Origin of the sequence: Nonomuraea sp. NPDC005730 (assembly GCF_040630865.1) — a bacterium.
Taxonomy (GTDB): domain Bacteria; phylum Actinomycetota; class Actinomycetes; order Streptosporangiales; family Streptosporangiaceae; genus Nonomuraea.
The window spans coordinates 99,207-120,121 of record NZ_JBEXYK010000011.1; the positions used below are offsets into that span (position 1 = coordinate 99,207).

The window sequence follows — 20,915 nt, forward strand, 5'->3', positions numbered from 1 at the left end:
GCGCCCCGATGAGCGCTCAGGCCGCGACCGGCTCCTACGACGCCGCCAACACCACCTGGGGCGGCGTGGCGGGCGAGCTGGCCCGGCTGGAGGCCCAGGCGGCGCTCTCCTTCGAGGAGGAGCTGCGCATCATGCGCGACCTCGGCCTGACCGGCCAGGGCCCGCTGCTGGAGCTCGGCGCCGGGTCCGGCGCGGTGACCCGCAGGCTGCGCGCCGCCGAGCCGGGGCTGCCGGTCATCGCGCTCGACGTGGACGCCGCCCTGCTGCGCAACGCGGGCGGCTGCGGCGCCCCGCTGGTCACCGCCGACGGCGCCCGGCTGCCGTTGCGTACCGGCAGCGTGGGCGGCGTACTGCTGCGGTACGTACTGCAGCACGTGGGCGATCCGGCGCCGATGCTGGCCGAGGCGCTCCGCGTGCTGCGTCCCGGCGGCCGGATCGTGGTCGTCGAGGTGGACAGCATGTTGTGGGGGCTGGCCGACCCGATGTACCCGGAGCTGGCCTCCGTCCACGCCACCATGGCGCAGGCCCAGCGCGGCGCCGGAGGAGACCGGCAGATCGGCAGGAAGCTCACCCGGCTGCTGCGCCGCGGCGGGTTCGCCGACGTGGTGCTGCGGCCGTTCGCCACCACCAACGACACCCACCCCACCGCGGCCTTCGCCCCGCACCTGGGGCCCGAACGCCTGGCGCCGCTCGTCGCCTCGGGCGCGCTGCCGATGGCGGGGCTCGCCCTGGCCGCCGACCGCTGGCGGCGTTTCCTGGCCGACCCGGACGCCTGGGTCATGCTGCTCGGCTTCGTCGTCGCCGGGACCGCACCGTACGGACCGGCTCAGCACCCATCGGAAGGAAGCACGTCATGAGTCCGTTCTGGAAGATCTTCATCGCGATCTTCAGCTACATCAGCGCGATCGTGGGCCTCGGGCTGGCCGTCGTGAACGCCAGCGAGAAGCCGCCCTCGACCTCGCTGGCCATCGTGTACGGCGCCGCCGGCCTGCTGTTCCTGGCCGTCGGCGTGCTGCTCAGCCGCAGAGCCCGCTACTGAGGGCGGCCCGGGGCCCGGCCCTTCAGGAGGCCGGGTCGCAGGGACGCACCTCGACGATGTCGCCGGGCGCGTAGGGCATCTTGCGCGCCCACGACTCGGCCTCCTCGGCCGACTGGACCTCGATGACCCAGATACCGCCGATCTGCTCCCGCCCGACCGCGTACGGCCCGTCGACGGCGGGCCCGTCGGGCCTGACCAGCTTGCCCTCCCTGGACCTGGTCAGCCCCGCGCCGTACTTGACCTTGACCCCCGCCATCGCCATCGCCCGGCCGAACTGACGGTGCGCCTCGGCCATCCGCTCCCGCTCGCTCTCGCTGAAGGCGTCCCAGAGCATCTCGTCGCCGTGGATCAGCAGCACGAAGTCCATGAGTCGTCTACCTCCCTGTGGGTTCTGCCCCAAAGGCGTGGTGGGGCGCGGGCAGAGCCCCGGTTGGCACTATCGTGACATCCTTCCACGGTCGCAGCGCCGTAACTCGACCCGGTCGCCCGGCCCGGCCGGCAGGCGCCCGGCCCACTCCAGCGCCGCCTCCTCCGACGGCAGGTCGAGGATCCACATGCCGCCCAGCTCGGGACGGCCGTCCTCGCGCGGCTCCCCCTTGGCCGCGTCCGGACGGGCCAGCCGCGCGCCGAACAGCACCGTGACGCCGGCCTCCCGCAGCTGCCGCCCGAAGTCGAGGTAGGCGGCGAACAGCTCGGCGCGGTCCTGCTCGGGCAGCTCGGCCCAGGCCCGTTCCGGCCCGTGGATCAGCAGCGCGAACTCCATGACGGCTCCTTCCGTGCGCTCACATCTGCCGCCGCGCCAGCCGCGCGAACAGCCCCTGCTCCTCGGTGAGCAGCTCGTCGTAGGTGCCCTGCTGGACGATGCGCCCGCCGTCGAGCACCAGGATCTTGTCGGCGTCCCGGACGGTGGACAGCCGGTGGGCGATGACCACGCGCGTGGCGTTGAGCCGCCGGGTGCTCTCGGCGATGACGTTCTGGGCGGGGTTGTCCAGGGCGCTGGTCGCCTCGTCGAAGAAGACGATGCGGGGCCGCGAGACCAGCGCCCTGGCGATCATGACGCGCTGCCGCTGGCCGCCGGAGAGCGTGTTCGTGCCCTCCGACAGGACGGTGTGCATGCCCATCGGCATGGCCGTGATGTCGTCGGCGATGCCGGCCATCGCCGCCGCCTCCCAGGCGTCGTCGATGGTGTGGTTCGTGCTGCCGACGATGTTCTGCCTGATGTCACCGGCCAGCAGGGCGCCGTTCTGCAGCACCACGCCGCACTGCCGGCGCACCGCCCCGAGGTCCAGCTCGCCCAGGTCCTGGCCGTCGTACAGGACCGAGCCGACGTCGGGCTGCTCGAAGCCGAGCAGCAGGCGCAGGATCGTGGACTTCCCGCTGCCGGTCGGGCCGACGATCGCGACGAACTCGCCGGGCTCGATCGACAGGTCGATGTCCGTCAGCACCGCGGGGCCGTCCTCGCCGTAGCGGAAGGAGACCCGCGACAGGCTGACGCGGCCCGACAGGTCGCCGGGGTCGGCCTTGCCCGCGTGGTCCTCCGGCTCGGCCTCCAGCACCGGCGCCAGCTTCTCCAGCATCGGCACGACGCCCATGGCCGTGATGGCCGCCCCGGTGAACTGCAACACCGAGGCAATGAGCAGGCTGAACGCGGCGAAGAAGGCCAGGAACGCGCTGATCGGGAGCTGCCCGCGCAGCGGCCCGGCCGCCACGGCGAAGATCACCACCGAGCAGACCAGCGGGAACCCGGCGTTGAAGGTGGTCACCACGTTCTGCAGCCGCCGGGCCGCGGCCGAGGTGGTCCTGGTGGCCATGAAGTCGCGCGTCCACACGCCGAACGCCTGGTCCTCCGCGGCCGCCACGCGCAGCTTGGGCACCGCCGACAGGAGCTGGAACACCCGCGAGGACAGCCGCTGCTCCTGCTCGTACAGGCGGCGTTGCAGGCGCACCTCGAAGAAGCCGGCGACCGCGCACACCAGCACGCCGGCCAGCACCAGCAGTGTCGCCAGCAGCGCCAGCCCGACGTCGTAGAAGTACACCAGCGCCAGGTTGGCCAGCCCGCCGAACAGCCCGAGCGTCGCCGTGGTCATCACGCCCGACAGCGTCTCCTGCGCCGCGCTCACGCCCAGCACGGTCGTGCCCAGCTCGCCGGTGGAGTACCGGCCGAAGAACGTGACGGGCAGCGACAGCAGCCGCGTCCACGCGCCCGCCTGCACCCGGGCCGACGAGCGGCCCTCGATGCGCAGAGCCGCGACGTTCTGCACGATCGACAGCGCCCCCGCCACCAGCGCGCCGCCGATCACCAGCGCCGCGCCCTGCACGATGAGGTCGCGCTCGGCCCGCTGCACGAACGTCCCCAGCACCAGCCCGGTCATCGCGGGCACCAGCAGGCCGATGACCGCCACCAGCGTGCCCAGGGAGGCCAGCACCCAGAAGTCGCGGCCGTTGCGGGCCAGGCCGAAGCGCAGCAGCCCGGCCACGGTCCGCACCTCGCGCGGCAGCGGCTGGTACAGCACCTCGGCCTTGCCGCTCAGCGTGGCCGCGACCGCCTTGGTGACGGGCGTGACCCGGCTGTGGCCCGGCTGGGCCACCACGTACCGCGAGCCGATCGGCAGCAGGGCCACCGGCGTCCCGTCGTCGGACCGGTAGCCCACCATGGGCCCGATGTCGTGTTTCCACCAGCCGTCGTCCAGCCGGACCGAGCGTGTGCGCACCCCGGAGGCCAGCGCGACGGCCTGCAGCGGGTCGGCCGCCCGGGCCTGGCCGGGCGGTGGCGCGGTCACGGTGAACCCGCCGTGCGAGGCCACCAGCCTGGCCGCGGCCAGCGTCGGCGGGTCGGCGGTGACGTCGGCCAGGCGCACCTTGGCCTCCGTGTCGCGGAGCAGCGTGTCGAAGCCGCGGCGGGCCGCCCGCGTCGTGCCGGCCTCGCGCTCCTTGCGCCGCCGCAACGCCTCCAGCTCCAGCGCCCGCCGCCGCTCGACCCGGCGGTCCACGGTGTAGAGGAAGCGGATGGCGTGCTCGACCCAGCGGGCCCAGATCGTCTCGTCGGCCAGCAGCTGCCAGGTCGAACGGGCGCGCAGCCGGGCGGGCGCGTCGGCGACCAGCCAGTCCCGCTCGGTCACCGCCAGCTCGGCGCCCGCGGTCAGCACGCCGGCCACCCCGTCGGGCATCTCGACCGCGCCCGCCTCGACGGTCATCCACCGCACGCCGTCCACCGACCGGGCGGCGCGTCCGGCGGGCAGCTCGGTCACCGCGTCGGGCAGCAGCGGGACGAACTCGCGCGGCGGCAGCGCGTCGCGCAGGGCGGTGGCCAGCGCGATCATCCCGGCCTCCAGCCCGCGGACGAACTGCCGGACGGCCAGCCCGTACTCGGCGGTGGACATCGTGGCCGACCGGTTGGTGCCCGACAGCTCGCCCAGCCTGGCCAGCGGCAGGCGCGACACCCGGGTGCCGAGCACCGGACGGCCCACGATGCCGTGCCTGGGCCCCTTGGGCGAGCCCGGCAGCAGCGTGCCCTGCCGGACCCGGCACAGGTAGTGCCACCGGCCGACCGGACGGCCGCCCTCCAGCCGCACCGCGAACAGGTCGACCGCGCCCTCCTCCACCAGCAGCACCTCGCGCACGCCCGACAACACGAACAGGTTCTCCGCCGAGTAGTCCACCGGCGTGGCGGCGTCGGTGAAGAACGGGGAGAAACCGGCCACCTTCAGCACTGCGTCATCCTCCGTGTCATCCGCCGTCGCCGTTCTTGCGCGAGCTCCTGAGCAGCTCGGCGTAGTGGCCGTCGAGCGCCAGCAGCTCGGCGTGCCTGCCGCGTTCGACCACCTCGCCGCGGTCGAGCACGATGATCTCGTCCGCGTCGCGCACGGTGGACAGCCGGTGCGCGATGATCAGACAGCCGCAGCCGCGCCTGCGCAGGTTGTCGGCGATGGTCCGCTCGGTCTCCGGGTCCAGGGCGCTGGTCGCCTCGTCCAGGATCAGCAGCGTGGGCTGGATCGACAGGGCCCGCGCCAGCTCCAGCCGCTGCCGCTGGCCGCCGCTGAGGTTCCTGCCGCCCTCCAGCACCCGGCTGTTGAGGCCGCCGGGCCGGGCCGCGATCAGGTCGAACAGCGCCGCGTCGCGCAGCGCCGAGACCGCCACCTCGTCGGGCACGTCGTCGCTCCACAACGTCAGGTTGTCGCGCACGGTGCCCTCGAACAGGGTGATGTCCTGGTCCACGTAGGCGACGGAGGCGGCCACGACGGCCCGCGGCAGGTCGTCGCGCGGCCGGCCGTCCAGCAGCACCTGGCCGGCGGTCGGCGCGTACAGGCCGGCGGCCAGCTTGCCGGCGGTGGACTTGCCGCTGCCGGAGTTGCCGACGATCGCCACCCGGCGGCCCGGCACCACGGTGAACGACAGGTTCCTGATCACGGGGGCGGCGAGCGCGTTGTAGCCGAAGGTCACGTCGGCGAACTCCAGCCGCCCGTCCAGGCGCCCGCCCGGGTCGGCCTGCTCCCCGCCGGTGGCTGCCCGCTCGAACGTCCTGGCCATCGGGTACTTCTCGACGTCGTACAGGCGGCAGATGTCGGCCGAGATGTCCTGCAACTGGCCGCCCAGGTTGGTGAGCTGGGTGACCGGCCTGGACAGGGCGTTGAGCAGCGTCTGGAACGCCACCAGCATGCCGACGCTGATCACCCCGTCCACCACCCGCAGCCCGCCGATCAGCAGGATCAGGCCGCTGTTGATCCCGGCCAGCAGCGGCGGCACGACGGTCAGCGTGGCCGTGGCCACGCCCAGCCGCTGCTTGGCGGTGACCGCCTTGGCCAGGAACCCGGCCCAGCGCTGGAACGCCGTCGGCTCGGCCCCCGTCGCCTTGACGGTCTCCACGAGCTGCAGCGTGTTGAACGTGGTGGAGGTCAGGTTCCCCAGGTCGGCCCGCAGCGCCGCCACCGCGTCCGTCCGCGCCCGCGACACCTGGCGCAGCACCAGGATGTTCAGCAGCGCCATCGACACCCCGACCAGCCCGAGCAGCACGTCGTAGCGGATGAGCACGGCCGCGTAGAACAGCACCAGGACGAGGTTCACCAGCGTGACGGCCAGGTCCCGGGAGAGGATCTCGGCCACGCCGTCGTTGGCCTGCACCCGCTTGGCCACCTCGGCCGGACGGCGCTGGAGGAAGAACTCCACCGGCAGCCGCAGCAGATGGCGGAAGAACCGGGCCGAGCTGACCAGGCCGAGCCGGATCTCCAGCCGCAGCAGGTAGTGCCGCTGCACCGAGGTCAGCACGAACACCACGACCGCGGTGACCCCCATCGCGAACAGCAGCGGCACCAGGTAGCCCGGGTCGCGCCCGGTCAGGATCCGGTCGATGAACACCCGGCTGAACGCCGGCCCGATGATGCCCGGCACGACCAGCAGCAGGCTGGCCAGCAGCACCAGCGGGAGCGCGCGGCCCGAGGGCAGCCGCCGCGCCAGCAGGGCCTGCCCGACCCGGGTGGGCCGGCCGCCGGGCCGGAAGTCCGGCCCCGGCTCGAACGTCAGGACCACGCCGGTGAAGCCGGAGTCGAAGTCGTCCCAGTCGATCATCCGGGGGCCGCCCGCCGGGTCGTTGACCGCGACGGCCTTCCTGCCGAACCGGCTGCGCACCCCCTCCAGGACCATGAAGTGCTGGAACGCCCAGAACACGATGGCCGGCTCGGTCAGCGAGCGCAGGTCCTCGGCCTCCATCTGGAAGCCCCTGGCGATCAGCCCGTAGCGGCGGGCGGCGGCCACCACGCTGGAGGCCTTGGCGCCGTCACGGGAGACGCCGCAGGCCGAGCGGAGCTCCTCCAGCGGCACGAACTTGCCGTGGTAGCCGAGGATCATCGCCAGCGAGGCGGCCCCGCACTCCACGGCCTCCATCTGGATCACCGTCGGCGTGCGCCGCCGCCATCTCCACCGTCGCCGCCGCCGTACGGGGGCCGCCGGGGGAGCGGGCGCGGCGGGCTCCCCGGGGGCCTGGCCCACATGCCCCTGCTCGGGGACGCCGGTGGTGGTCACACGTCCCTCCCGGGGGCGCTGGTCGTGGTCACGCATCCCTCCTTCGGCCGGGCTGCGGGGGCGCTCACGCGGCTCACCTCAGCGCCCGAGCAGCAGGTCGAAGAGCGTCTGGCTGCCCAGCCCTATCGCGCCACTGACGGAGACCTGCGACTGCAGGCCCACCGGCGGCCCGTTCCTGGTCGACCAGGCGTAGCCGGACGGCGTGGCGGCATCGCGCACCAGGTCCACGATCACCAGCCGGGACGGCGTGTTCCGCAGGTAGCCGCGCGCCGGGTCCTCGCCGCCCACCAGGTCGGCGGCCTGCTCGGTCATCACCGGATAGGCGCTGACCGACACGACGCGGCCGCGCAGCAGCCCGTACGCGCCGGGCGGCGCCGAGGAGACCGCCAGATCGACCGGCTTGCCCGGCACCACGCCCATCGCCCGGTCGACCGGCACGAACAACATCGCCACCAGCCGGTCGCCCGGCGCGTCCGTACGCTCGATGAGCAGCAGCTCCTCGCCCTCCCTGACCACGTGCCCCGGCACGGCGGAACCGGCGACCACCCGCCCGGTGAACGGGCTGCGCACCACCTGCTCCGACCCGCCGTCGGCGGCGATGACCGCCACCGCCTGGCCCTCCCGCACCGCCTCGGCCGGCTGGACGAGCATCGAGCGCACCGTCCCGCCGTACGGGCTCTGCAGCCGCGCCGTGCCGCCGGGATGGGTCAGCAGCCCCACGGCGGGCACCGTGACCGGCAGCCTGCCGGCGAAGAACCACACCCCCGCGGCCACCACGATGATCAGCACCACGAACGTGGCGATCCACCCGCGCGGAGAGGCCAGCAGCGTCGGCGAGTCCAGCTCGTCGGGCTCCCGCATCCGCTGCAACGCCTTGAACCGGAACTTCATCACGCCGTCCCCTGGAAGCGGCCGTCAGGCCGCCGTCGTGCCGTCATGTGCCCATCACCGCCGGCTGCCGACGATCAGCTCGCCGACGCTGCCCTCGGTCAGGTAGTCCAGGCCGCTGGCCAGCGCGAAGTCGGCGGCGTCCCCGCCGCCCAGCGCGCACACGGCCAGGTCCATGGCCGTGCCGGCCAGGTAGAGCGTCTGGTAGAGCACGCCCACGTGCTTGAGGACCAGCGAGTAGCCGATCGTCTCGTACTTCCACATCACCCGGCCGAAGCGGGCGGTGACGGTCAGCACCACCTGCGGGTCGCCGGTGAGCTGGGCCGCCGACCTGGCCCGCTCGACCAGCGCCCGCACGGCGGGCGTGGGCGGCGAGACCAGCTCCAGGGCGTGCCCGGCGGTGTCGTAGTGCCACAGTCCCGGCTCGGCCCCCTGGCAGGACACGATCAGCGGATAGACCTCCAGCTCGTGGACCGAGCCGCCGGAGGGGTAGGGCCGGTCGGCCAGCTCCTGGCCGTCCGGCGAGGTGAACACGGCCCGCCGCCGCATCGTCCGGTAGAGCAGCTCGCCGAGCTGGGCCAGCGTGATGGGCGCGTCCTGGTCGTGCTCGCGCAGGGAGCGGCGGCGTTCCAGCGTGTCGGTCAGGCTGGGGTCGGTCTTGGCCAGCAGCTCCAGGTCGGGGCGGGGCAGCTCGATCCGCTCGCCGGTGCACGGCGGGGGGCCGGCGGGCACCGGGTCGAAGCGGGAGGTGAAGGCGTACGTGCCGCCGTAGCGGCCGGTGTAGCGGGGGCCGCGGCTGTGGGCGTGCAGCCACAGGTCGCGCGGGTGCCACTGGGCCTGGCGCAGGTCGTCGTCCTCGGGGCCGGTGGCGAGCACGCCCGCCGCCGCCAGGAACCGCAGCACCTGCCCCTGCGCCGGCGTTCGCGGCCGGCCGTCGGCCGCCAGTTCCGCCGGGGTCGTCCAGGACGCCAGCGCGCCGAGCAGCCCGCAGACGTCCGGCGACAGCTCGACCACCGCCGGGCTGCGCGGGGAACGCACGGTCAGCACGCCATCACCGGCGGTGACGACGGCGAAGCGCGACAGCCTGATCGGCGTGTCCGCCGCCGGCGCGGGCGCGGGCTCCACGCTCCCGGCGCCGACCGGGCGCAGCCGGGCCCCCGCCGCGGCGTACTCCAGCAGGCCGGCCCTGGACAGGCGGCGTACCAGCAGGTTCCAGCGCAGCAACCCGGCCTCGCCCACCGTCGCGGCCAGGGCGGTCTCGCCCGCGTCGCCGCCGCCCAGGATCCGCAGGGCGGCCGCGGTGCCGGCGTCGAGCCCGCGCAGGCCGAGCGAGCCGGCCGGCGCCGAGATGCGCACCTCGCCGTCCGCCTCGGTCAGCTCCGCGTCCCGCCGCAGCCGCAGCTTGGTCTCGTCCATGGCCCGCTCCTCTCCGTCACCCAGGGGCCCCGCGAACCGGTCAGAAGAAGACGCTGGTCGGATTGAGCTCGTCCTCGGCGCGGGGCTCGGGGACCCAGCCGAGCGAGACCGGCACGTCGTACAGCCGGCCGGGGCCGAGCCGCCGCCAGAAGTGCCGCATGCCGGGCGCGATCACCCGGACCACGCTGAGCTCCAGGTCCGGGCGGCTCTGGTCGAGCGCGATGACCTCGATCCCGGCCGCGGCGGCCCTGGCCACGCAGGTCTGCACGTCACCGGCCAGGTCGCCGCCGTCCGAGCGGGCGTAGTCGGCCAGGGTGCGGGGACGCGCGGCGGGGTCGGGCACCAGCCACGGCTCCTCGGCCAGCTTGGTCTCCTTCCACCAGGCCAGCGTGGCGACGTCGTCGTCCAGGTAGAGCGTCTCGCCCCGCTCGTCGCGCCGCTCCACCGAGGGCAGGAACTGGTTGACCTCGGTCAGCGTCCTGATGGCGGCGATCCGCGGGTCGAGGTGCGCGCCGAACCCGACGATGACGTCCTCCACCGGGTGCCCCAGCCGGTGCGAGACCCCGACGAACGCCGGGATGCCGAGGTCGGTCGTGATGTCGAGCAGCCACAGGTCGCGGTCCATGCCGCGGTAGAACTCGCGCACGGTGTCGACGTACGGGTCGCGCAGCGAGTCCAGGTCGAAGGCCGGCCGCCGGGCCCGGTTGTACCACCACATGGCCACCGCGTCACGCTCGACCAGCTCGCAGAAGCCCTGAAGGACGGCCTCCTCGATCGAGTTGCCCGAGGCGTTGCCGTTGGAGTCGCCCACGCAGTAGAAGTGGCGTTCCAGGTCGGGGTGGCCGTACCAGGCGTAGCCGGAGGGCACCAGCCGCTCCCGCTCCTCGGTCAGCGACCAGGCGGGTGACCAGTCGACCGGCAGGTCCGTACGGAACCGCTCGGGCACCAGGTGCAGCCGGTGCGCGGGGTCCTTGTTCCACTCCTCGCGGCCGGCGTACTGGGCGTCGGAGAAGTGCAGCAGCGACTCCGGGTGGACGGCCACCGCCGGGTCGAGGTCGGCGTAGGCGGCCTCGGTGACCGGCTCCTCGCCGCGCCAGACCCCCGAGTAGCGCTCGATGGCCTCGCACAGCGCGCTCACCTTGGCCTGCACCTCGGTCCGGCCCTTGCCGCCGCTCTGCCCCCGCAGGTTGCGCCGCAGCAGGTCCATGTTGTCGCCGATCATGGCGAAGTTGTGGCCCGCGGTGAAGCTGTAGGTGACGCCGTTGTCCTGCTCGGCGAAGGTGTGCAGCCGGGTGACCGCGCCGATCAGCGGGCTGATGTGCTTCTCCAGCCGGGCGTACGTACGCGCGGGCGGCTCGATGCGGTAGCCGCCGTCGGTGACGTGCCGGGCGCTGCGCGCCGACAGCGCGACCTTGGGGCTGCGCTCGCTGATCAGCGTGGGATCGCCGCAGGCCGGGCACTGCGGCAGCCGGACCAGGGTGTGCTCCATGACGCCGAGCGTGCGCAGGTCGACGGTGGTCATCCGGCCCTCCAGCCGCGAGGAGGCCGCCCCCGCGGCGATCCGGGCCAGCTCCACGGCCAGCAGCCCGCCCGCCACGGCCGGACCGGCGGGCGCCGACTCCCGCGCCGGGTGGAAGGGCAGCCCGCCGCCGCGCTTGCCCGCCAGGTACCGCTCGACCTGCCGGTTCCCGGCCAGCCGCTGCGCCAGGCAGGCCCAGCAGCCGGTACGTCCCGGCTGGAGCACCGGGCCGACCCAGAGCGTGATCCCGCCCGGTTTCACCAGCACCCATGGGTGCCCGGCGGCCAGGTAGGCGGCGTTGAGCCGGTCGAGCGCCGGATCGAGGTAGTCGCCGGCCACCACGACCGACATCGTCCCGCCGGGCTCGGCGGCCGCCTCCTCCACGCCGGCCGTACGTATACGCAATCCGTGCTCGCGCAGCACCGGGAGCAGCGGCGCGGTGTCGGCCCCCGCGCAGGCCACGACGGTGAATTCGGCGCGGGAGAGCGCGTCGTGGGCGTGGACGGGGTCAATTCCCTGCGCGTCCCAGAATGCCAGCGTGCTGTCCGGCCAATCGGGGCGGCCATTGGCGAGATGGCCGAATGCGGCGAATTTGCGAATGGCGATGAGCGTCTGCGGGAGCGGCACTTCGTCGCTCAGCGCGCTCGCGATCTCGGCGACGGTGCGCCGTCCGTCCAGGTAGGGAAGGAGTTTCCCGGCCCCCGCCGACTGGACGAGGTAGTGCTGCCCCTCGGCCAGGAGAAAAACCTTCGACCCGTCGATCACCTGGGGTGTGAAGTGCGCCTTGAGACGTGGGCGGTCCATGACCCTCCCCGTATCGGGTCCAAATCGGTTGATCGCAGAGTCGCACCGGCCCGGATCCGGTGTAAAGACGTAATTCCGGCGTACGCATTTCACCGGGACGACGGGGAAAATACGTATTGGTCCGTCGGGAATGCGCATGCGCCCCGGCATGGGCTTGCTGTTGAACCCGGTGCCAATAGTCCTGATTAGTCGGATTCGTGCGCCTAGGTATTGACAGCCCGCCCGCCCCGGGCGGCATGATCCTGGTGGACAGTTTCAGGGGGGCCGAACTGTGGGGAGTGGCGATGTCTTCGGGACAGCCGCTGCTACACCGTGACGTCGAGACCGCCGCGATGCGGGAGGCGTTGTCGAGGGTCCGTGCCGGCGGCCCCTCCGTCCTGCTGATCCAGGGGGCCCGGGGCATGGGCAAGACCACCTTGCTCAACGCCGCGCTGGCGGCCAGGGGCGAGGTGGGTGCGCTGCTGCTGATGGCCAGGGGCCACCCCACCGAGCGCGACCACCCGTTCGGCGTGGTCCGCCAGCTCTTCGAACCGCTCATGACCGCCGGCCGCGCGCCGCCGTCCGGCGGGAGCGCCGTCGTCGGCCCCGACCTGGGCGGCGGGCTCGACCGGGGCCATCCCGTCACCCCCGACCTGCTGCACGGCCTCTACCGGGCCACCCGGTCCTTCACCGGCGACCGGCCGCTGATCATCGCCGTCGACGACGTGCACCACACCGACCCGCAGTCCTCCCAGTGGTGCTCCTACATCGCCCGGCGGCTCGACGGCCTGCCCATCGCGATGATCCTCACCACCGCCGACACCACCGCCGACGCCGGTGGCCCCGACGACCTGGCCAGGGACCTGGCGGCGCTGCCGTACACGCGGCTGCTGCGGCCCGCGCCCCTGTGCGCCCGATGCGCCGCCCGGCTCATGGAGTCCGTGCTCGGCGGCGGCGAGGAGATCGGGGACGAGATCGGCGAGGAGGTCGCCGCCGCCTGCCACCGGCTCACCCAGGGCAACCCGCTGCTGCTGCGGGAGCTGGCCGGGCGGCTCGGACGGTCCGGCGTGCGCCCGGTGAGCGCCGAGCTGCCCCGGGTGCTGGACATCGGCGCGCTGGCGCTGACCGAGACCGCGCTCGGCTGGTTGTCCGGCAGCGGCTCCGGCGTGGACGCCGCGGGCGTCGACCTGCTGCGCAGCCTGGCCATCGTCGCGCCCGAGGACGGCATGGAGGTCGCCTCCATGATCGCCGGGCACGGCCAGGACACCGCCAGGGCGGCGGGGGAGACGCTGCGCCGCGCCGGGCTGGTCACCGGCACGCCGCCCGACCGCTTCGCCCATCCGCGCATCCAGCAGGCCGTGCTGGCCGGGATGGACCCGGGCGAGCGCGACCGGCTGCACCGCCGTACCGCGTCGCTGCTGTACCGGCTGGGCGCGCCGCTGAGACGCTCGGCCCGCCACCTGATGTCGGCCGGCCCGACCGGCGACCCGCTCACCGTCACCGTGCTGCGGGAGGCCGCCGGCGAGGCCGCCGCCCGGCACTCGTGGGAGGACGCGACCGGCTACCTGCACCGCGCGCTGGCCGAGACCGACGACCAGGACACCGTGCTGGAGGTCACCGCCGAGCTGGGCGCCGTGGAGAAGCACCGCGACCTGCCCGCCTGCCTGCGCCACCTGCGCACCGCCTACGGCCGGGTCAGGATGGCCCCGCACGCCCTGATGTCGCTGGCGCCGTTCGCCGACATCCTGGTCACCGCGAACTCCGCCGAGGCCGCCGAGGTCTTCGCCGGCGCGGCCGGGAGCGCCGCCGCCGCCCCCCAGTTCGGCGGCGCGGACCTGCTGCTCGTGTTCGCCGCCCAGGCGCTGCTGTGGGGCCGCTCGGCCGGACGGCTCGGCCTGCGCCGGCTCGGACGCTCCCTCGGCACGCTGGTCAGCCCGGCGGCCAGGGAGTTCCTCAGCGTGCTGGCCCTGGCCACCGGCGCGCGGGGCCGCAGCCTGCCGCGCACGCTCGCCCAGACCCGGCGCTGCCTCGACGGCCAGGGCCCGGTGCCGGCGGCCGCCGTGCTGCCGCTGGTGTGGGGCGACCGCCTCGACGAGGCCTCCTACTGGGCCGAACGCCTGGTCAGCGAGACCCAGGAGGCCGGCTCCGGCACCGGCCTGGCGCTGGCGCTGCTGACCAGGGCCGAGGTGCGCTACCAGCTCGGCAGCCTGGAGGCCGGGCTGGCCGACGCCGAGGCCGCCGTCGCCAGCGCGCGCGCGTGCCAGGCCGAGGGCTTCCACGTGGCCGCCGCGGCCTGCGCCGCCCGGGTGCTGGTGGAGTTCGGCGACCTGGAGGCCGCGGAGTCGGCGCTGAAGTCCGTCGCCCCGTACGGCGACTGGCACCCGATGATCTCCGGGCAGGCCCTCGACGCCCTGGGCCGTCTCCGGCTCGCGCAGGGCCGCCCGCGCGACGGCCTGCTGACCCTGCTGGAGTGCGGCCGCCGCCTGACCGCCGCCGGCATCACCAACCCGGCCTGCGTGCCCTGGGGCACGAACTCGATCCTGGCGTACGTCCTGTCCGGGGAGCGGTCGGCGGCCCGCATGGTGGCCGAGCGGGAGCTGGAGCTGGCCCGCGCCTGGGGCGCGCCCACCGTCGTCGCCCGCGCGCTCAGCGCGGGCAGCCTCGCCCACGAGGGCCGGGTCCGGCTCGACATGCTGCACGAGGCCGTCGCCCTGCTGGGCAACCGCGGCGCCCGGCTCGAACACGCCAGGGCCCTGCTGCGCCTCGGCATCGCCCAGCGCCAGGCGGGCGACGACGGCAAGGCCCACGAGACGCTGGCCCTGGCGCTGCGGCTGGCCGCCGACTGCGGCGCGGGCCGCCTGGCCGCCCTGGCCGACAAGCACCGCGCCGCCACCGCCCCGGCGCGCGCCGCCACCCTCATCCCCGGCCAGGACGACCACGTGCTGACCGTCGGCGAACGCCGGGTCACCGACCTGGTGCTGCGCGGGATGAGCAACCTGGAGGTGGCCACGACGCTGTCGATCAGCAAGCGCACGGTGGACACCCATCTGGCCCGCATCTACCGCAAGCTCGGCATCCACACCCGCGCCGAACTCGCCGTCATCCTCACCGGCCTGTCCGACGACGACCGCCCCGCCACACCCGCCGGCGAGCCCGTGCCCACCGGCCCCCACGAATATCTGTAGCCCAGGTCAGGCCGTGCTCTTCGACGCAATCAACCAGCTCATCACCTACGACGAACGCCAACGGATGGTCCCCCGCGACCGTGGCCTGCTCACCACGCTCGTCGACTCCGCCCGCGCCCGGGACTCCGCCGATCACAGCACGCTGCGCGCGCTCGGGATCGGGCTGCTGGTCCTGGGCGAGTACGGGCTGATCGCCGGCAGCCGGGCGGGCCCTGCGATCACTCGACGCCGCCACCACCGGCGAAGACCCAACCCCTGATCGCCGTATGCCACTGGAGCGGCCGGGGGACGCGAGCGTGACGACGATCGAGCAGGAGCCGTCCACCCCCTGGCCGTGATCCGCCCGCTCGGCCTCCCCCCTCAGCCGAGCCGGTACAGTTCACCGCCGCCCTCGTCGGACATGCCGCCGTACACGCTCGCGGGAACCCTCGTGCCGTTCTTCCGCACCCATGAGGCGATGGCGGGGTCGCCGCTCATGGGACCGCTCCGACCCGACCCGTTGATCACGATGTGGCGCAGTTCGCCCTTGCGGACGTACTCCTGCAGCCTGGCCACCGTCATCGCCGGGTCCTGCCCGGTGAAGCCGCCCATCGCCATCACCGGCTCGCCGGTCGACAGGATGATCGACGACGCCTGCTGGGCACTGACCACGGCGACCAGCCAGCGCGCACCGCCCCGGTTCTTGAGCAGGTAGCCGACCATGTCGTCGCTCAACTCACCGGCCGGCCCGCCGACCACCAGCATGCCGCCCCGCCCCTGGGGCGGCGCCGGACCGTTCCCAGGCTGACCGTTCTGGGCCTGCGCCGCGTACGGCCCCGCCAGCGCGTTGCCGCTGGTGTTGCCACCGCCGAACGCGGTCACCGCCGCGTACGCCCCCGGACCTGCCAGGGCCGCGACCAGCGTGAACGCCATCGACGCGACGACGATGCCGTGGCCCGGCGCCCACGGCAGCCGCGCGGCCGCCAGCGCGAGCACCGCCAGCACGGTCGCCGCCACGATCACCCAGCGCAGCCATGGATTCCAGTCGGGCGTCCGGTTCAGCAGCGCGAAGGACCACGCCCCTGTGACCGCGACGCCCACGGGCAGCACCCACGACCACCGGACCGGCCCCCGGTACGCGTCGTACAACCACACCCCGCCCGCTCCGGCCAGTACGGCGATCGCGGGGGCCAGAGACGTGGTGTAGTACGGGTGGAACACGCCCTTGGCGAAGCTGAACGCCGCGCAGTACATCGCCAGCCAGCCGCCCCACAGCACCAGCCCGGCCCGGGCCAGGTCGGTGCGCGACCGCTTCCACAGCAGCACGACCCCCGCACTCAGCGCGAGCATCGCGAACGGCAGCAGCCAGGAGATCTGACCGCCGACCATGTCGTTGAACATTCGTCCCGCGCCCGCGGCGCCGCCGAAACCCCCGCCGCCACGGCCGCCGCCGGGCGTCTCCAGGCCGAAGATCCGGCCCAGGCCGTTGAAGCCGATGACGAGGTCACGCACGGTGCCGTCGGTGCTGCCTCCGATGAACGGGCGACTCCCGGACGGGGTCAGGTCGACCACCACCATCCACCAGGAACTCGACACCACCAGCACCGCACCCGCCGCCAGCAGATGCCGCACCCGGCGCAGCACGCCCGGCCTGGCCGCCACCAGGTAGGCCAGCGCCAGCGCCGGGACGACCACGAACGCCTGCAGCATCTTGGTGTTGAACCCGCACCCCACGAACGCGGCCGAGGCCAGCAGCCAGCGCAGGCGTCCCGACTCGATCGCGCGCTGACACGACCACGCGGCCAGCACCAGCCACAGAACCAGCAGCGTGTCGGGATTGTTGTCGCGGTTGATGGCCACCGTGATCGGGGTCAGCGCCAGCACCCCGGCAGCGATCAGCGCCGCCGGAAACCCGGCCGCGCGCCGTACCGTGGCGTGCAGCACCGCGACGGCGGCCACCCCGGCCAGCACCTGCGGCAACATCAGGCTCCACGTCCCGAACCCCACGACGCGGGCGAGCAGGCCCATGGCCCACAGCGCCATCGGCGGCTTGTCCACGGTGATGAACGACTCGGAGTCCAGGGCCCCGAAGAAGAACGCCTGCCAGCTCTCGGTGCCACTCCTGACCGCCGCCGAGTAGTAGGAGTTGGCGTAGCCGGCCGACCACAGGTTCCACGCGTACAGCACGAAAGCCGCCAACAGCACGCCCCAGAGCGCCGGACGCGACCAGCGCGGATCTTCAGGCCCGCCCAAGGCCAGCCGGCGCAGCCACCCCGATGCGGCATGCGAGCGGGGCCTGTCAGACGGGCCCCGCGGATCGGAGGGCGTCTGTGCACGACGTACGCGGATGGTCATGCGGCCTCGTCCTTCCGGGCCGTGCCGACGGTCGGATCGGCCGGGGCCGACCGGCGCCCCAGGCGCCGTGGATGGAAGATCCAGGTGCGCATCAGAAGGAACCGCACCAGCGTCGCGACCCCGTTGGCGGTCACCAGCGCGGCGATCTCGACGGCCCGTGGCGCCCCGGGCGCCAGGGCGTGGAGCAGGGCCAAGGAGCCGGTGCTCAGCACCAGTCCGAGCAGGAACGCCAGACCGCCCTCCAGCTGCTGCCTGAACGCCCGTTCCCGGCCCGTCACCCCGAAGGTGAACCGGCGGTTGGCGGCGGTGTTGCCGACAGTGGTGATCAACAGCGAGACCGCGTTCGCCCACAGCGGCCCCATCACCATGCGCAGCAGCACGAACAGCACCAGCTGAGCGATCGTGCTGAACACCCCGATGATCGCGAAAGTCGGCAGTTGCCGGGCCATCCCCGCCGGCAGCCGCGGCCGCGGCCGGCTCTCCACCGGGGCGTCGAACGCGCCCGTCAGCATGCGCCGCGCCACCCGGGCCATGCCCTTCACGTCATCCAGTGCGGTTCGCAGGACGTCCACGCGGCTGTCGGGGTCGTCGACCCAGTCCACCGGCACCTCGTGGATGCGCAGCCCGTTGCACTCGGCCAGCAGCAGCAACTCGGTGTCGAAGAACCACTTCTCGTCCTGCACCGACGGCAGCAACGCCCTGGCGATCACGGTCCGCGCGGCCTTGAAGCCACATTGGGCGTCGGTGAAGCGGGCCGCCAGCGTCGTGCGCAACAACACGTTGTACCCCCGGGAGATCAGCTCCCGCTTCGGGCCGCGTACCACCGCCGACCCGCGCGTCAGCCGGGTCCCGATGGCCAGATCGCTGTGCCCGGAGATCAGCGGCGCCACCAGCGGAAAGAAGGCGTCCAGGTCGGTGGACAGATCCACGTCCATGTAGGCGACCACGTCGGCGTCGCTGTGGCTCCACACATGCCGCAGCGCCCGTCCCCGGCCCTTCTGCTCCAGCCGTACTGCCCGGACCCCTTGCAGTTCGGTCTCCAGCGCCTGCGCGACCTGCCACGTTCCGTCGACGCTGGCGTTGTCGGCGATCGTGATCCGAAACCGGTAGGGGAACGTCTCTTCCAGATAGGTGTGCAGTCTTCGCACGCTGCACGCCAGCACATGCTGCTCGTTGTAGACCGGAATGGCGATCTCCACCATGCGATCCATGACCAACTCCTCGCTCGCTCGAAAGGCCTCTCAAAGGTGTGGCCGCGGAGTCGATCACCTGGCGGCGACGTCCGCTGCGCCGAGCCGGGACGCGCGCGAACTCAGGGCAGGCAACGCCGTGTTCCCTCAGCGCCCCGACTGACCCTGCGGTTGTGGTCGATCTGTTGCGCGCCGGTGAGAGGTGCGCGAAGGACCGTGACCGGCCGGCATCAGGCTGCGGTGGCCACAGGAGACGTCAGGAGATCCGTTCTCTTGGTGTCGACCGCCGGACCACCTCAGCCGCCCCCGCCGCCGCCGGGCGTGCCTCCGGTGACGGCCTGTACCTCCCGCCCGGTCAGCTCCTGCAGCGTCCCGCCGTCGGTGTTGCTGAGGATGACACCGACCCAGCCGGTGTACGGGTAGATGTTCCAGCTGGCGCCGACACCGGGGTTGGCGCCGGCGCGCCCGTGCACCCACTGACCGCTGACGATGCGGACCGGCATGTGGTAGGCCCCGAACGACTGCGGCCCGTGGGGGGACCTGGCCGCGGTGAGCACCTCGGCGTAGGGCCGTTCCAGCACTGTGCCCTCGCTCAGGGCGTGCGCGAACCGGACCAGATCCGGTGCGGTGGCGAAGCCCCCGTCCCCGGGGACGTCGATGAAGCTACGGCCGGGATTCCTGCCCGGCGTGGACTGGTTCGAGCTGCTCTTGCCCAGGTTGCGGACGGCGTCCACCACGCTGCCGTCAGCCAGCCTCATGTGAGGGTGCGCGATGTGCGCATCGGTGAGCCACTGCCGCCTGGTGTAGAACGCCGAGCCGGTCATGCCGCAGCGCCTGAAGATGTTCTCCTCGACGTAGTCCCAGTACGTCCTGCCGGTCACCGCCTCCACGATCAGCGCCGGGATGACGACGTCGGCGCCGGCGTGTTCGGTGGGGGTGCCGGGGGCGGCCACCAGCTTCGCCTTCCGGGCCCACTGCTCGTAGAACTCGTGCACCTCCTCCCGGCTCCGGAAGATACGCTGCGGGTCCTCCTCCGGGGTGTTCAGCCCGGAGGTGCCGGAGAGCAGGTGGTGGACGGTCACCTGCTCGGCGACGTCCTTGGCGTAGCCCGTCAGGTGGGTGCCCACCGTGTCCGACAGCTTCAGCTTGCCCTGCTGCACCAGCTGCAGGACGGCCACCGCGCCGAACGGCTTGCCCGCCGAACTGAGGCTGAACGCGACGCCTTCGTGATTGCGGATCCCCTTCTCCTTGTCCGCCATGCCGTAGCTGCGGGACAGCACCGTCCGGCCCCGGTGCGACAGCAGCACCACGCCGGAGAACCTGCCCTCCGCGGCCAGCTTCGCCACGTACCGGTCGTAGGCTCCGCCGGGACGGGTGTCCGGCGGGATGCCGGGGCCGGTTACGGCCGGACGGTGCTGTCGGTTGCCGGGCCGGCCGCCCACCAGCGGCGCGCCGGCCGCCACCACGCCGGCCGCCGCGAGCCCGCTCCACCCGAGCAGCCGCCGCCGGCCGACGCCACCTGCAGAGTCCATGATCACGGTCCTTTCCTGACGACGAACCGACCGCTGCAGGTCTGACCGCGACCGCCGCCGGCAGCCGATCACCACCATGTGGTCGGTGCCTCTACTGAAGACGGAGGACTGTTGCGGTGGCGTATGCGCATTTCGATACGCCCGCGATACACCGAATCCCCGACATCAAGGCACTGGCGCAGGCCGCGCGACAGCCCGGGGGGTAGGGCCGGTGGCCCTGGTGGGCCATCGAACATGGCGGGGAGACCTCACCGGCGAAGAACGGTCCCTGATCGACCGCTGGGTGAGCGCGGCCCGAGACCGGATCTACGGCGGCTGGTGATGTGGCGGTTCCGTACCGGCAGCCCGTGGGACGTGACCTGCCGGACGAGTACGAGCCGCTGGCCGGCCTGGAGAGCCGAACTCCGTACAGGCCCCGGGGCCGGCGGTCCGACGGGCGACCGCCTGGGGATGAGTGTCTGGAGCCGCGGGCGGGCTTTGCCCGGAAAGGCGGGGCCCGGCTCTCGAAACGAAGAAGCCCCAGTCGTCCGGCATCTGCCGTTCGCTGGGGCTTGACCGCTGTCCGGACCGGACCGAAACCCGGTCTGACTCCCGACGAGCGTGGGTGGACGATACTGGGATTGAACCAGTGACCTCTTCCGTGTCAGGGAAGCGCTCTCCCGCTGAGCTAATCGTCCTTTGTTGAGTTGTCACTCAGAGCGGAAGACGGGATTCGAACCCGCGACCCTCACCTTGGCAAGGTGATGCTCTACCACTGAGCCACTTCCGCATGGCGCTCTTTACTTTACCGGACCCAGAAGAGTCCGTTGTACCACCGAGGTGGAGACGGGATTTGAACCCGTGTAGACGGCTTTGCAGGCCGCTGCCTCGCCTCTCGGCCACTCCACCAGGAGTATGACTCCGAGCGGAAGACGGGATTCGAACCCGCGACCCTCACCTTGGCAAGGTGATGCTCTACCACTGAGCCACTTCCGCGTGAATCCCCCGCGAACTCGCGGGGTCACGGGAAAACCA

Annotated in this window: 14 protein-coding genes and 4 tRNA genes; 4 read left to right on the plus strand and 14 right to left on the minus strand. The window is 73.1% G+C overall.

Annotated features, from left to right (window positions below; translation table 11 throughout):
- The first annotated feature begins 8 nt into the window (after positions 1-8).
- Positions 9-857 (plus strand): methyltransferase domain-containing protein, encoded by an 849-nt coding sequence (locus tag ABZ444_RS16725; protein WP_352356827.1) that lies wholly within the window; start codon positions 9-11, stop codon positions 855-857.
- Positions 854-1,039: a hypothetical protein gene (locus ABZ444_RS16730; protein ID WP_352326166.1), complete on the plus strand. Its 186-nt coding sequence runs from the start codon at positions 854-856 to the stop codon at positions 1,037-1,039. Before ABZ444_RS16725 ends, ABZ444_RS16730 begins: the two co-directional genes overlap by 4 nt.
- 22 nt (positions 1,040-1,061) lie before the next feature.
- Here the strand turns inward: ABZ444_RS16730 and ABZ444_RS16735 are convergent, their stop codons facing one another.
- The 7 genes from ABZ444_RS16735 to ABZ444_RS16765 form a co-directional block, all read right to left on the minus strand.
- The gene (locus tag ABZ444_RS16735) at positions 1,062-1,406 is read right to left on the minus strand and encodes a YciI family protein (protein ID WP_352356825.1); all 345 of its coding nucleotides are present in this window, start codon (positions 1,404-1,406) and stop codon (positions 1,062-1,064) included.
- Between the two features lie 69 nt (positions 1,407-1,475).
- Positions 1,476-1,802, minus strand: a complete 327-nt coding sequence (locus ABZ444_RS16740; protein ID WP_357996935.1) for a YciI family protein — start codon at positions 1,800-1,802, stop codon at positions 1,476-1,478.
- 19 nt (positions 1,803-1,821) lie between these two features.
- Positions 1,822-4,749, minus strand: a complete 2,928-nt coding sequence (locus ABZ444_RS16745) for an NHLP bacteriocin export ABC transporter permease/ATPase subunit (protein WP_357996938.1) — start codon at positions 4,747-4,749, stop codon at positions 1,822-1,824.
- Between the two features lie 16 nt (positions 4,750-4,765).
- Positions 4,766-7,090 carry an NHLP family bacteriocin export ABC transporter peptidase/permease/ATPase subunit gene (locus tag ABZ444_RS16750; RefSeq protein WP_357996941.1) on the minus strand — a complete coding sequence of 775 codons (2,325 nt, stop codon included), beginning with the start codon at positions 7,088-7,090 and terminating at the stop codon, positions 4,766-4,768.
- A 42-nt stretch (positions 7,091-7,132) separates the two neighbouring features.
- Positions 7,133-7,945: an HlyD family efflux transporter periplasmic adaptor subunit gene (locus tag ABZ444_RS16755; RefSeq protein ID WP_357964412.1), complete on the minus strand. Its 813-nt coding sequence runs from the start codon at positions 7,943-7,945 to the stop codon at positions 7,133-7,135.
- Between the two features lie 54 nt (positions 7,946-7,999).
- Positions 8,000-9,358, minus strand: coding sequence for a SagB family peptide dehydrogenase (locus ABZ444_RS16760; RefSeq protein WP_357996944.1), 1,359 nt, complete (start codon positions 9,356-9,358; stop codon positions 8,000-8,002).
- 40 nt (positions 9,359-9,398) lie between these two features.
- A complete protein-coding gene (locus tag ABZ444_RS16765; RefSeq protein ID WP_357996947.1) occupies positions 9,399-11,681 on the minus strand; it encodes a TOMM precursor leader peptide-binding protein in 2,283 nt (760 codons plus the stop codon).
- 284 nt (positions 11,682-11,965) lie between these two features.
- On the opposite strand from ABZ444_RS16765, the gene ABZ444_RS16770 reads away from it, so the two are divergent.
- Both ABZ444_RS16770 and ABZ444_RS16775 read left to right on the plus strand, forming a co-directional pair.
- Positions 11,966-14,845, plus strand: coding sequence for an AAA family ATPase (locus tag ABZ444_RS16770; RefSeq protein ID WP_357996950.1), 2,880 nt, complete (start codon positions 11,966-11,968; stop codon positions 14,843-14,845).
- A gap of 13 nt (positions 14,846-14,858) precedes the next feature.
- Positions 14,859-15,104, plus strand: coding sequence for a hypothetical protein (locus tag ABZ444_RS16775; RefSeq protein WP_357996953.1), 246 nt, complete (start codon positions 14,859-14,861; stop codon positions 15,102-15,104).
- Positions 15,105-15,205: 101 nt separating this feature from the next.
- On the opposite strand, the gene ABZ444_RS16780 is transcribed toward ABZ444_RS16775, so the two are convergent.
- From ABZ444_RS16780 to ABZ444_RS16810, 7 genes are all read right to left on the minus strand, one after another.
- Positions 15,206-17,029, minus strand: coding sequence for a glycosyltransferase family 39 protein (locus tag ABZ444_RS16780; RefSeq protein ID WP_357996956.1), 1,824 nt, complete (start codon positions 17,027-17,029; stop codon positions 15,206-15,208).
- A gap of 146 nt (positions 17,030-17,175) precedes the next feature.
- Positions 17,176-18,390, minus strand: a complete 1,215-nt coding sequence (locus ABZ444_RS16785) for a bifunctional glycosyltransferase family 2/GtrA family protein (RefSeq protein ID WP_357996959.1) — start codon at positions 18,388-18,390, stop codon at positions 17,176-17,178.
- 275 nt (positions 18,391-18,665) lie between these two features.
- Complete coding sequence (locus tag ABZ444_RS16790) at positions 18,666-19,901, minus strand: serine hydrolase domain-containing protein (protein ID WP_357996962.1); 1,236 nt, start codon at positions 19,899-19,901, stop codon at positions 18,666-18,668.
- Positions 19,902-20,506: 605 nt separating this feature from the next.
- Positions 20,507-20,578, minus strand: a tRNA-Val gene (locus ABZ444_RS16795).
- Positions 20,579-20,598: 20 nt separating this feature from the next.
- Positions 20,599-20,670, minus strand: a tRNA-Gly gene (locus ABZ444_RS16800).
- Positions 20,671-20,718: 48 nt separating this feature from the next.
- Positions 20,719-20,789, minus strand: a tRNA-Cys gene (locus tag ABZ444_RS16805).
- Between the two features lie 15 nt (positions 20,790-20,804).
- A tRNA-Gly gene (locus ABZ444_RS16810) sits at positions 20,805-20,876 on the minus strand.
- Positions 20,877-20,915 lie beyond the last annotated feature (39 nt).

What these genes read in the sequence shown, in the direction of transcription:
- ABZ444_RS16725 (WP_352356827.1), top strand. Translation starts at nt 9, where the DNA reads ATGAGCGCTCAGGCCGCGACCGGCTCCTACGACGCCGCCAACACCACC.
- ABZ444_RS16730 (WP_352326166.1), top strand. Translation starts at nt 854, where the DNA reads ATGAGTCCGTTCTGGAAGATCTTCATCGCGATCTTCAGCTACATCAGC.
- ABZ444_RS16735 (WP_352356825.1), bottom strand. Translation starts at nt 1,406, where the DNA reads ATGGACTTCGTGCTGCTGATCCACGGCGACGAGATGCTCTGGGACGCC.
- ABZ444_RS16740 (WP_357996935.1), bottom strand. Translation starts at nt 1,802, where the DNA reads ATGGAGTTCGCGCTGCTGATCCACGGGCCGGAACGGGCCTGGGCCGAG.
- ABZ444_RS16750 (WP_357996941.1), bottom strand. Translation starts at nt 7,090, where the DNA reads ATGCGTGACCACGACCAGCGCCCCCGGGAGGGACGTGTGACCACCACC.
- ABZ444_RS16755 (WP_357964412.1), bottom strand. Translation starts at nt 7,945, where the DNA reads ATGAAGTTCCGGTTCAAGGCGTTGCAGCGGATGCGGGAGCCCGACGAG.
- ABZ444_RS16760 (WP_357996944.1), bottom strand. Translation starts at nt 9,358, where the DNA reads ATGGACGAGACCAAGCTGCGGCTGCGGCGGGACGCGGAGCTGACCGAG.
- ABZ444_RS16765 (WP_357996947.1), bottom strand. Translation starts at nt 11,681, where the DNA reads ATGGACCGCCCACGTCTCAAGGCGCACTTCACACCCCAGGTGATCGAC.
- ABZ444_RS16770 (WP_357996950.1), top strand. Translation starts at nt 11,966, where the DNA reads ATGTCTTCGGGACAGCCGCTGCTACACCGTGACGTCGAGACCGCCGCG.
- ABZ444_RS16785 (WP_357996959.1), bottom strand. Translation starts at nt 18,390, where the DNA reads ATGGATCGCATGGTGGAGATCGCCATTCCGGTCTACAACGAGCAGCAT.
- ABZ444_RS16790 (WP_357996962.1), bottom strand. Translation starts at nt 19,901, where the DNA reads ATGGACTCTGCAGGTGGCGTCGGCCGGCGGCGGCTGCTCGGGTGGAGC.